Consider the following 10,890-nt stretch of genomic DNA (forward strand, 5'->3'; position numbering starts at 1 on the left):
GCAGGCGACATCGCCCAGCTATCCAGATTGACGCCGGAAAGACCCGTAGCGGCGGTGTGGAAGCCGGGATCGATATAGTCGGGGCCGGACTTGGCGCCGCCCACCTTCAGCCCACGCCTGGCGAGCGCGCGCAAGATGCCGATGGTGACGCTGGTCTTGCCCGAACCGGAGCGCGGCGCGCCGATGATGATGGCGCGGGTCATGCTTCGCCCGCTAGTGCCGCGCGCATCGCAACGATGCCGCCGACGACGATCAGCGCGGGCGACGACAGGCCGGCTGCCGCCGCCTCCTCGGCAATGGTGGCGAGCGTGGCGACGACGATGCGCTCCTGCGGCGTCGTCGCGGCGACGATCACCGCCGCCGGCGTCGACGGCGGCAGCCCCCCCTCGAGGATGGATGCAGCGATAATTGGGAGATTAGCCATGCCCATGTAGACGACGACCGGCTGGCCGGTGCGCGCGATCGCCGCCCAGTCGAGATCGTCATCGGTGCCGGCGGCATGACCGGTCACCAGGATGACGGCCTTGTTGATGCCGCGCATGGTGGCCGGTATACCGGTAGCCGCAAGCGCGCTCAGGCCCGAAGTCAGGCCGGGCAGGACGCGGAACGGGATATTTTCGCGCGCCAGCGCCAGCGCCTCCTCGCCACCGCGGCCGAATATATAGGGATCGCCGCCCTTCAGGCGGATAACACGGCGGCCCTCGCGCGCCAGCCGCACCAGCAGCGCCGTGATGTCGTCCTGCTTCATCGACGGTTGGCCGCCGCGCTTGCCGGCATAGAACAGCTCTGCACGTTCGGCGACGGCAACGATATCGGGGGAGACCAGTGCGTCGTAGACGAGAGCATCCGCCTCCGCCAACGCCGCCAGCACTTCCAGCGTCAGGCAGCCGGGATCGCCGGGGCCGGCGCCGGCCAGCCAGACATGGCCCGGCTCCAATCTGCGCGGCTTGAAGTTCAGCCGCGCGAGCGCCTGTTCGAGCCGGCCGTTTTCCTTGGTCCCTTCGCTCACAATCCGTCCCGTCCGCGAAAACGCCGCTGGTAGTGGGCGTCGTAAAGTGAACTCTCGCCGAACCCTTCCGCCGCCAGCGAACGGCCGACGAAGATAATTGCCGTGCGTTCCATCGGATCGGCGGCCAGCTGCGCCTCGATGGTCGCCAGCGTGCCGGTCAGCACGCGCTCGTCGGGCCAGGAGGCGCGGAAGACCACCGCCACCGGGCAGTCGGCGCCATAGAGCGGCGTCAGCTCGGCGACGACACGGTCGATGGCGTGGATGGCGAGGTGGATGGCGAGCGTGGCGCCGGTGCGGCCGAAGCTGGCCAGCGTCTCGCCGGGTGGCATCTTCGAGGCACGGCCGGAGACGCGCGTCAGCACCAGGCTCTGTGCGACTTCGGGAATGGTCAGCTCGCGGCGAAGTGCTGCCGCGGCGGCGGCGAAGGAGGGAACGCCCGGCGTCAGCGTGTAGGGGATACCGTGCTTCTCCAGCCGGCGGATCTGCTCGGCGACGGCGCTCCAGACCGACAGGTCGCCGGAATGCAGGCGGGCGACATCGTGGCCGTCTTTGTGGGCGGCGAGATATTCCGCTTCGATCTCGTCGAGCGACATCGGCGCGGTGTCGATCAGCTTTGTCCCTGGCGCGCAGTGCTGCAACAGTTCAGGTGCTACGATCGAACCGGCATGGAGGCAGACCGGACAGCTGGCCAACAGCTTGGCGCCGCGCAAAGTGATGAGGTCGGCAGCGCCCGGACCCGCGCCGATGAAATGAACGGTCATGGCGCATCTCCGCCGATGGCGATGGCGCAAGTGACCCGCCCGAGCACGGTGCGCGGCCCGAGCAGTTTCGCGCCGGCGCCGGCTGCGGCGAGCGCGGATGCTTCCGAGACGGAGGGCGTGCCGGCGAGATCCTGCGAGAGGCCGGAATGGCTGAGCAAAGAGGCCCCCTCATCCGGCCCTTCGGGCCACCTTCTCCCCGCTGGGGAGAAGAGGCTTGCGCCAGCGGTGGTGATCTCCTCTCCCCTCGGGGAGAGGTCGGCCGAGCGAAGCGGAGGGCGGGTGAGGGGGAGCGACGGTTCGGAGCCAGCAACATCAACTACTATGACCGGGAGGCCGAGTTCGCGACCGGCAGCGAAAATAGCCTCTTCGTTGCGTTTGAATTCGGTCGTCGCGAGTGCTGAGAGCGCCGTCATTGCTAGGCCGTGCGCTTCCAGCGCGGTTTCCACCGCGGCAAGCACTTCGCCTGCACTGACACCTTTCCGGCTGCCGATGCCCGCGACCATCATGGCTTCACCCAGTTCCATTGGGTGACCGGCATGGCCGGGCGCCAAGCCTGCATTGCGCCGACGGGCGCGGCGCGCGATATGGCGATGCGGGTGAGATCGCCGCCGAGCTTGGTGTTCTGGGCCAGAAGCAAGGCTTCCATCTCCAGCGTCACGGCATTGGCGACCAATCGGCCACCAACGCGCAAAGCCTTGATGGCCGCACTCAGCACGCCAGTATCGCTGCCACCACCGCCGATGAAGATCGCGTCCGGCTGCTCAAGCTTGGCCAGCGCCTTGGGTGCGGGACCTTCGACGACGACAAGGCTGGGAACACCGCAGGCGGCGGCGTTGCGGCCGATGCGGGCGGCGCGGGTCGGCTCGGCCTCGATGGCGATGGCGCGCAAGGAAGGGTGCGCCAGCATCCACTCGATGCCGATCGAGCCTGATCCGGCGCCGATGTCCCACAGCAATTCTCCGCGCCTTGGTGCAAGCGCCGACAAGGTGATGGCGCGGATTTCGCGCTTGGTGATCTGGCCGTCATGCTCGAACAAATGATCGGCCAGGCCCGATGTCAGCGGCAGGATGCGTGCCTCCGAAGTCGAGGAAACTTCAATCGCCAGCATATTGAGCGGGTTGATGTTTTCGAGATCGAAGGCGTTCGCCCGAGCGCTCCGCAGCTTTTCATTCGGGCCGCCCAGCGCCTCCAGGACCGTCAGCCTTGAGGCGCCGAAGTCGAGTTCGGTCAGTAGCCGGGCAATCGCTACCGGCGCGTCGGCGTCGGAGGTCAGTGCAAGGATACGGGTTCCTGGGTGCAGCAGCGGCCGGATCAGGTCGAGCGGCCGGCCGTGCAGGGAAATGGTCTCGATGTCCTGCAGCGCCCAGCCAAGGCGGGATGCGGCCAGTGAGATGGACGACGGCGCGGGAATGACATGCATGTCCCGCGCGTCCACCTTGCGGGCAAGCGTGCCGCCGACGCCGTGGAAGAACGGATCGCCGGAGGCCAGCACGCAGACGTTTTTGCCGGCAAGCGCCAGCACGTCGCGCATGTCAGGGTCGAAGGGCGTTGGCCAAGCGCGGGCTTCGCCTGTGATCAGCGACGCCATCAGCGCAAGGTGGCGCTTGCCGCCGAAGACGAATTCAGCCACGGCGATCCGCCGCTTGGCCTCGTCGCCGAGACCCGCTACACCGTCCTCGCCGATGCCCACGACAGTGAGCCATTTGGAGTCGAGCTTGGCGCCGCGCGGACCCTCAGCAGGCATGATGACCCACCGCATTCTGATCCTCGGCGGAACCACCGAAGCCCGGCAACTGGCCGCCAAGTTCTCCGCGCGCGCCGATCTTGAGGTCACGCTGTCGCTGGCCGGCCGCACCGAAAGCCCTGTGGCGCAGGGCGTGCCTGTCCGCACCGGCGGCTTCGGCGGTACCGAAGGACTGGCAGCCTATCTCGGCGAAGCGGGCATTCATCTGCTGATCGACGCCACGCATCCCTATGCGGCGCGCATTTCCGCCAATGCGGCGGAAGCGGCGCGGCAAGCGGCCGTGCCGATCATTGCCTTGCGCCGCCCGGGCTGGGAGCCTGTCGAAGGCGACCGCTGGACGCTGGTCGATACCGTTGCCGATGCGGTAAAGGCATTGGGTCCGCAGCCGCGTCGCGTTTTCCTGGCGCTCGGCCGGCAAGAGGTCGCTGCCTTCGAGGCCGCACCCCAGCATCATTATCTCATCCGCAGCGTGGATCCGGTCGAGCCGAGACTGGCGGTGCCTGACGCGACCTATCTGCTGGCGCGCGGGCCGTTCCGCGAGGCGGACGAGCGCGCGCTGCTGGAAAGCCATCGCATCGACGCCGTCGTGTCCAAGAACAGCGGCGGCGAGGCGACCCATGGCAAGATCGCGGCGGCGCGGACGCTCGGCATCGAGGTGGTCATGATCCGCAGGCCGACCCTGCCGGACGTGCCGTCGGCCGAAACCATCGATCAACTGCCCGCCATGGTCGATCATGCCTTGGAGCCCGCTGCGGAGCGCGGCGTGTAGACCAGCGCCGGCCGGTCGTCGCGTTTGATGATCCTGGTTTCGGGCGAGCCTATGATGATGCAGGTCGCCATGTCGGCCTTTTCGGCGTCGGCATCGGCCAGCAGATAGACTTCGATGCGCTCGTCGGGGCGGCCCGCGGCGCGGCCGAAGATGACAGGCGTGGTGCCGGGCAGGATCGCGGTGAGGCATTCGAAGGCACGGCCAAGCTGCCAGGGACGCGCCTTGCTGATCGGGTTGTAGAGCGCGATGACGAAACCGGCGCCGGCCGCCGCCAGCAGGCGCAGTTCGATCAGTTCCCATGGCTTCAGATTGTCGGACAGCGAGATGGCGCAGAAATCATGGCCGAGCGGCGCGCCGATGCGGGCGGCAACGGCAAGCATGGCGGTAATGCCGGGCACGATGGCGACGTCGATGGCGCGCCATTCGGCCGGGCCGGCCTCGATCGCCTCGCAGACGGCGGCCGCCATGGCAAAGACACCGGGATCGCCGCCCGAGACCACGGCAACCTCATGGCCCTCGACTGCCTTTACCAGCGCGTCCCTGGAGCGCGCGAGTTCCTCGCGATTGTCGGAGGCGACGCGGATCTGGTCCGGGCGCAGCTCGAGCCGGTCGAGATAGGACTTGTAGCCGTAGAAGAATTTGGCTTCCGCGACAGCGCGGCTTGCTTCCGGCGTTACCTGGTCGGCATTGCCGGGTCCAAGGCCGATGACGGTCAAACGCCCGCTCACGGCTTGGCTCCCGACGCACCGGGCCGGGCCGACCAGCCGGCCACCAGCACGATGGCGAAATAGGGCGCCTTGTCGTCCTGCTTTTCGGTGAGCCGCATCGAGACGCTGCCCGGCATGGTGCCGCGCTCGACATAGACGGCGCGCGTCAGCTTGCCGGTCGCCTCCAGTGCTCGCCTGATCTTGGGCAGGTTGCGGCCGACCTTCATGATGACGGCGGCATCGGTATCAGCGAGGCGGCGCGTCAATTCGAACTCGCTCATCGTGCCCGGCAGCACGCTCAGCACGTCGTCGCCCTGGACGATCGGCAGCCCGGTCGCCGACCAGCAGCCGGACATGGCGGTGACGCCGGGAATGACTTCGGTCGGGAAACGATGCGCCAGCCGGACATGCAGATGCATGTAGGAGCCGTAGAAAAGCGGATCGCCTTCCGACAGCACCGCCACCATCCTGCCGGCGCCAAGGTGCTCGGCCACCTTCTCGGCCGATTCTTCGTAGAAATCGGCGATCTGCGAGCGGTAATCGTCGTGGTCCTTGTCGATCTCGGTCGTCACGGGATAGAGCAGCGGCAGCTCCAGCATATCCGGCCGGAAGCGCGCCTCGACGATGGCGCGTGCGTTGCTGTTGTTGCCGCGCTTGGCGAAATACGCCACGACATCGGCCTCGGCCAATATCCGCGCGGCCTTCAGCGTCAGCAATTCAGGGTCGCCGGGACCGGTACCGACGCCAACGAGTCGACCCTTTGGACGACCTTTTGCGATCACGTTCACAGGCCCGGCCTCGCCAATGCGTTGAGCGCGGCGGCGGTCATGGCGCTGCCGCCAAGCCTGCCGCGCACGATGGCGCAGGGCACGCCATAGGAACTCTCGGCCAGCGCATCCTTCGATTCGGCGGCACCGACAAAGCCGACCGGCATGCCGATGATGGCCGCGGGCCGGGGCGCGCCGTCGCGCAGCTTTTCCAGCAGATAAAAAAGCGCGGTCGGTGCATTGCCGATGGCGACGACCGATCCGGCCATGCGCTCGCCCCAGAGGTCGATTGCCGCGGCCGAGCGGGTGTTGCCGATCTCCTTGGCGATTTCGGCGGTGCGCGGGTCGCGCAGCGTGCAGATCACCTCATTGCCGGCCGGCAGCCGGGCACGGGTGACGCCATGCGACACCATCTCCGCGTCGCAGAAGATCGGAGCGCCGGCTGCCAAAGCAGTGCGCGCGGCGGCAACGAAATCGCTGGAGAAGACGAAATGCCTGGCAGCCTCGACCTGGCCGCAAGCGTGGATCATGCGGATGGCGACGTCGGCCTCTGCCTCGGAAAAGCGCGACAGGTCGGCCTCGGCGCGAATGATGGCGAATGAGCGCTCGTAGATCGCCGTGCCGTCATGGATATAGTCGTAGGCGATGTCATCCTGGGTGGGCATGCTCATTCCTGTCGGTAAGCCTCGGTGACACCGGCCGCGCCAAGCCTTGCCAGGCAGGCGGCGGCGGTCTCGCCGGGAAGTCGTGCGCTGCGCAGGGCTGCCGCGACGCGACCGATGCCGCGCGCGGCGTCATAGCCCGGCCTGTATCCGGCGGGAAGGGCCTTCGCCGTCCCGTTGACGACAAGTCCGGCTCCGTTTTCGCCGCCGACCAGGGTCAACGCCGCTGGGCCGGGATGCGCGCAGCCCTTGGCGCAGCCGGAGATATGCAATGTGACCGAGGGATCGAGCAGGTCGCGGTTTTCCGCCGCGATGGTCTCGGCGATGTCGCGTGTTGCGATGCGGCCGGAGGCGCAGGCCGGTGCGCCCGGGCAAGCGGCGATCCTGGTGCGCGGATCGGCGGAGGAGGTGACGAAGCCGAGGGCGGTGGCTGTATTTTGAAGGCTCTGGTTGGCGGCCGCCGGCTGACCAAGGAAAAGCAGAGCGCGGCCTGGCGCCAGGCGGATTTCGGTGGCGCCAAGGGTGAGAGCATGTCTGGTGAGGTCGAAGAGCTTTTCCGCCGGCATGCTGCCGAAGGGCAGGCCGATACCGAGGGCGATGCGAGAGGCGGCTAAGTCAAAAATGCCGATAGGCCGGCGTTCTGTCGCGCCCCCCTCTGTCCTGCCGGACATCTCCCCCACGAGGGGGGAGATTGGCAGCTTCGCCGCCGGCTCTCGTCCGGCAGACTCAGTGTTTGGCGCGACTTTGATGGTTGGCGAAAGCGGCGATGAGGGCGCAATCTCCCCCCTTGTGGGGGAGATGTCCGGCAGGACAGAGGGGGGCGCGAAGGAATGCCAGCTTGCGAGGGATGTCAGCTGCCTCTCCGACAAGTCCCTTGCGTGGGCTTCGCGGCCTTTTTCGGCAACCATCCGGAGCACCCCAACGGCAATGTCGCTCGCCGCATCTGTATCGACTACCGCGAGCGGCTTCGCGCTTCGGCCGTCGCCGGCAACCGATACGCTCCACTGGGCGCCAGCGGTGGCCTGCACCGCAGTCAGCCTGACATCGGCCGTTACCGCATCCATCGTCAGTTGCCCGCCGCCGTCGACGATCACTGAAACCTTCGGACCGAGCCTTGCCGTTAGACCAGCCTCCTCAATCGCCACCCTGATCCGCTCTGCCAGCGGACGCGGGTCGGCGACCTCCTGTGGATCCAGCCCTGCCAGCGGCCCGGTCTCGACCGGAACCCCGGTGCGCACCGCAATGCCGAGCGCATCGACCTCCGTCGCCAGCAGCCGCGCGCTTGTCGGTGTCAGGCCACGGATCTGCAGACTGCCGCGTGCGGTGACTTCCATTATGCCGTTGCCGTGTCGCAAGGCGGATTGGGCGAGCGTGATCAAAGACTTTGGCGGCAATCCTCCAGTGACCGGGTTGAGCCGCACCAGCAGCCCATCGCCGGTCTGCATCGGGGCCGACAAAGCAGGGCAGGCGCCACGGCGAGAGAAGGCGTTCATGCCGCCACCCCGAGCGCCTGGGCTTCGGCGATCAATGCCGCGAGATCGTTATCGATGGAATTGCGCAGCGGATGCCACAGCCCGCGTCGCCGCGCCGAGAGGAAACGCTCGGCGATGACTTTTGCCGCGGAAGGATTCTCGCGCAGGATGAAGGCGCGCACCTCGGGATCACCGAGATAGGCGTCGTGCACGGCCTCGATCAGCGTGCCTGATATGGCATTCGTGGTTTCGGCGAAACCGACGAGGCGATCGACCGTCTCGGCGAATTCGGAGGCGCCGCGCGGTCCGTGGCGCATCTGGCCGGCGATGAAACGCGGATTGACCGCGCGGGCGCGAACCACCCGCGCCACGGCCTCGCCGACCGAGCGCGGCTTCGGCCTTTGCGGGTCCGTGGTGTCGAGCACGATGACGTCGGCGTTCCTGCCGAGTGCGGCCAGCGCCGCCGAAAAGCCGCCGATGAAGGCGACGTCGGCCGAGCCTTCGAGGATGTCGCGGCCGGGATCGTCGCCGGTATGGACCAGCAGGTCGGCCTCGGCGATGCGGTCCGCGAAAGCGCCGGGTGCCGAGACACCTTCGCCTTCGGCGCCGCCATAGGCATGCGAGGTGGCGTCGAGATAGGCGCGGCCGATCTCTTCGCGCGCGGCCCAGTCGCCGCTCGACAGGAGTTCCTCGACGCCAGCGCCATAGGTGCCGGGCGAGGTGCCGAAAATGCGCGGGCTTATCTTCCCCTCTGCGCGCGTCCTCGCCGCAAGCGGGTTTTCCGAAGCCTCTTCGTCGCGGGCGGCAACGGCATTGGCGGCGGCATCGATCAGCGCGATCTGGGTTGGGAACATGTCGCGGAACAGGCCTGAAATGCGCCATGTGACATCGACGCGCGGGCGGCCGAGCGCTGCCGGCGGCAGCACTTCGATGCCGGTGATGCGGCCGGTAGCGGCATCCCATTGCGGCCGGCAGCCCATCAGCGCCAGGCCTTGCGCGATTTCCTCGCCGCCGGTGCGCAACGAGGCCGAGCCCCAGAGGTCGATGACCAGCGAACGCGGCCAGTCGCCATGCGACTGCGTGTAGCCGCGCACCACTTCCTCAGCCGCCGCCTTGCCGAGGTCATAGGCGGTCGGCGTCGGCATGGTGCGCGGGTCTGATGTGAACAGATTGCGGCCGGTGGGGAGAACGTCGGAGCGGCCGCGCGCCGGTGCGCCGGCCGGACCGGCCTTGATATGGCGGCCATCGAGCGCCGCGAGTAGCGCGGCCTTTTCAGCTGCCGCACTTTGCCGCCGAAGTGGATCGGCCTCGCCGCCGGGCGAACGGCCGTAGACGTGCAGCCCGTCCTTTATGGCGAAATCCTTCAGGTCGCAGAGCCAGGCGTCGATGCGACGCAGCGCTTCGTCGGGCGCGTCGGTTTTGGCAATGCCGGCTTCGGAAGCGAGACCGGTCTTTTGCGCGGTTTCGACGATCAGGCTGGCCAGCCGGTCGCGGCGGCGGCGGTCGAGCCCGTCGGCCTGGGCATATTCGTCGACCAGCCGCTCCAATTGCTGCTGGTTTTCATCGAGCCCGGCGCCGGTCAGCGGCGGCGGCAAATGGCCAAGAGTGACCGCGGCGATGCGCCGCTTGGCCTGCGCCGCCTCGCCGGGATTGGAGACGATGAAGGGGTAGATGACGGGCAATGCGCCGGTGACGATCTCGGGAAAGCAGTTTTCGCTGAGCGCCACCGTCTTGCCTGGCAGCCATTCCAGCGTGCCGTGCGCGCCGACATGGACGAGGGCATGGACGCCGAGCGACTTTCGCAGCCAGAGGCCAAAGGCGATCAATGCATGACGCGGCGGCAAGGTCGGGTCGTGGTAGTCGGCGCGACGGTCGGCCGAGCGGCCGCGATCGGGAGCGAGTGCCACGGTGATGTTGCCGAAGGTTGTGGCGCGGAAGGGGAATTGGCTTTTGCCAATTCGCTGCGAAGGTTGGCGTTCTGTCACGCCCCCCTCTGTCCTGCCGGACATCTCCCCCACAAGGGGGGAGATTGCGCCCTCATCCCTGCTTTCACCAATCTCCAACACTGCTGGAAGAGAGCCGGCGCTGGAGTTGCCAATCTCCCCCCTTGTGGGGGAGATGTCCGGCAGGACAGAGGGGGGCGCCTCGCGCAAACCTGTCTCATCTTCCACATTACCCCATGCGGCTTCGGCCGCAGCAATTGCCGCCGTCGGTAACTCCGTCAAAAAGGCGCGGTAGTCCTCCAAGGCCAATCCATGCCCGCCCTTTTCCAGCATCTCCAGCAGTTCACGTGGCGTTTGCGGAATCCCGTCAACGGCGTAGCCCTGTTCCCTCAGGTCGTGCAGCATGGCGAGCACGCTGGACGGGACATCGAGACCGACAGCATAGCCGGTGCGGCCGGGGGCGCTGGGATAGTCGGGGATCAGGATGGCAAGCTTGCGTTCCGCGCGCGGTGTGCGCCGCAGGCGGATGAAGGCGTCGATGCGGGCAGCCACCTGCGCCACGCGATCAGCCTCCGGCCGGTTGGCGAAGGCGCGGAAGGCCAGCGCCGGATCGGTTTCGACCTCGCCCTTGAAGGAGATCGCGCCGGCGGGGATGCGGCCGTCGAGCTCGGGCAGCACGACATGCATGGCGAGGTCGGCGGGGGCGAGGCCACGCTGGTTGTTTTGCCAGACATCGCGGCGGGTGGTGGCGACGATGACCTGGAAGACCGGCACGCCGGCACGGTCGAAGAGGGTCTCGATGCCGGGCTCGGCGCCGGAGGCGAAGGCGGTCGCGGCGATGATGGCGGCGGGGTTTAGGGTTGCGAGCGCGGTTTCGACGAATGCCAGCGAAGCCGGGTCTTTCAAGCTGGAGACGAAGATGGGGACGGGGGCCATGCCGCGCTGTCGCAGCGCTTCGAACAATGCATCGATGGGCGCGACATCGGCGGCAAGCAGCATCGAGCGGTAGAAGAGGATCGGGACGACGGGCGCGGCGTCTCCCTCCCCCTTGAGGGG

Annotated in this window: 11 protein-coding genes; 1 reads left to right on the forward strand and 10 read right to left on the reverse strand. The window is 67.7% G+C overall.

Annotated elements, in window-relative coordinates:
• The 5 genes from CN311_RS30580 to cbiE all read right to left on the reverse strand — a co-directional run.
• The coding region (locus CN311_RS30580; RefSeq protein WP_483425993.1) for a nucleotide-binding protein at window positions 1-203 on the reverse strand (203 nt) is incomplete at its 3' end.
• Window positions 200-1,009, reverse strand: coding sequence for a uroporphyrinogen-III C-methyltransferase (gene cobA, locus CN311_RS30585; protein WP_165779906.1), 810 nt, complete (start codon window positions 1,007-1,009; stop codon window positions 200-202). The genes CN311_RS30580 and cobA, both read right to left, overlap by 4 nt.
• Complete coding sequence (cobM, locus tag CN311_RS30590; RefSeq protein ID WP_097577316.1) at window positions 1,006-1,770, reverse strand: precorrin-4 C(11)-methyltransferase; 765 nt, start codon at window positions 1,768-1,770, stop codon at window positions 1,006-1,008. The genes cobA and cobM overlap by 4 nt, the downstream gene beginning before the upstream one ends.
• Window positions 1,767-2,294 carry a cobalamin biosynthesis protein gene (locus tag CN311_RS30595; protein ID WP_425351108.1) on the reverse strand — a complete coding sequence of 176 codons (528 nt, stop codon included), beginning with the start codon at window positions 2,292-2,294 and terminating at the stop codon, window positions 1,767-1,769. Before CN311_RS30595 ends, cobM begins: the two co-directional genes overlap by 4 nt.
• Window positions 2,273-3,514, reverse strand: coding sequence for a precorrin-6y C5,15-methyltransferase (decarboxylating) subunit CbiE (gene cbiE / locus CN311_RS30600; RefSeq protein ID WP_097577317.1), 1,242 nt, complete (start codon window positions 3,512-3,514; stop codon window positions 2,273-2,275). Before cbiE ends, CN311_RS30595 begins: the two co-directional genes overlap by 22 nt.
• 1 nt (window position 3,515) lies before the next feature.
• Between cbiE and CN311_RS30605 the strand changes: the two genes are divergently transcribed.
• Window positions 3,516-4,283 carry a cobalt-precorrin-6A reductase gene (locus CN311_RS30605; RefSeq protein ID WP_097577318.1) on the forward strand — a complete coding sequence of 256 codons (768 nt, stop codon included), beginning with the start codon at window positions 3,516-3,518 and terminating at the stop codon, window positions 4,281-4,283.
• Here CN311_RS30605 and CN311_RS30610 read toward each other — a convergent pair.
• The 5 genes from CN311_RS30610 to CN311_RS30630 form a co-directional block, all read right to left on the reverse strand.
• Window positions 4,247-5,011, reverse strand: coding sequence for a precorrin-3B C(17)-methyltransferase (locus CN311_RS30610; RefSeq protein ID WP_097577319.1), 765 nt, complete (start codon window positions 5,009-5,011; stop codon window positions 4,247-4,249). The two genes, CN311_RS30605 and CN311_RS30610, sit on opposite strands and share 37 nt — an antisense overlap.
• Window positions 5,008-5,778, reverse strand: coding sequence for a precorrin-2 C(20)-methyltransferase (locus CN311_RS30615; RefSeq protein WP_097577320.1), 771 nt, complete (start codon window positions 5,776-5,778; stop codon window positions 5,008-5,010). The genes CN311_RS30610 and CN311_RS30615 overlap by 4 nt, the downstream gene beginning before the upstream one ends.
• A complete protein-coding gene (locus CN311_RS30620) occupies window positions 5,775-6,428 on the reverse strand; it encodes a precorrin-8X methylmutase (RefSeq protein WP_208866606.1) in 654 nt (217 codons plus the stop codon). The genes CN311_RS30615 and CN311_RS30620 overlap by 4 nt, the downstream gene beginning before the upstream one ends.
• Entirely contained in the window at window positions 6,425-7,912 is a 1,488-nt protein-coding gene (cobG, locus tag CN311_RS30625; RefSeq protein ID WP_097577322.1) for a precorrin-3B synthase, read from the reverse strand. Before cobG ends, CN311_RS30620 begins: the two co-directional genes overlap by 4 nt.
• Window positions 7,909-10,890: cobaltochelatase subunit CobN (locus tag CN311_RS30630; protein WP_165779907.1), on the reverse strand; the 2,982-nt coding region annotated here is incomplete at its 5' end. The genes cobG and CN311_RS30630, both read right to left, overlap by 4 nt.

The sequence above is a fragment of the Mesorhizobium sanjuanii genome, assembly GCF_002529485.1.
GTDB lineage: Bacteria > Pseudomonadota > Alphaproteobacteria > Rhizobiales > Rhizobiaceae > Mesorhizobium > Mesorhizobium sanjuanii.

Bases quoted from the DNA above. Each gene is read 5' to 3' on its own strand.
- cobM (WP_097577316.1), bottom strand. From the start codon at position 1,770: ATGACCGTTCATTTCATCGGCGCGGGTCCGGGCGCTGCCGACCTCATC.
- CN311_RS30595 (WP_425351108.1), bottom strand. From the start codon at position 2,294: ATGGAACTGGGTGAAGCCATGATGGTCGCGGGCATCGGCAGCCGGAAA.
- cbiE (WP_097577317.1), bottom strand. From the start codon at position 3,514: ATGCCTGCTGAGGGTCCGCGCGGCGCCAAGCTCGACTCCAAATGGCTC.
- CN311_RS30605 (WP_097577318.1), top strand. From the start codon at position 3,516: ATGACCCACCGCATTCTGATCCTCGGCGGAACCACCGAAGCCCGGCAA.
- CN311_RS30620 (WP_208866606.1), bottom strand. From the start codon at position 6,428: ATGAGCATGCCCACCCAGGATGACATCGCCTACGACTATATCCATGAC.
- cobG (WP_097577322.1), bottom strand. From the start codon at position 7,912: ATGAACGCCTTCTCTCGCCGTGGCGCCTGCCCTGCTTTGTCGGCCCCG.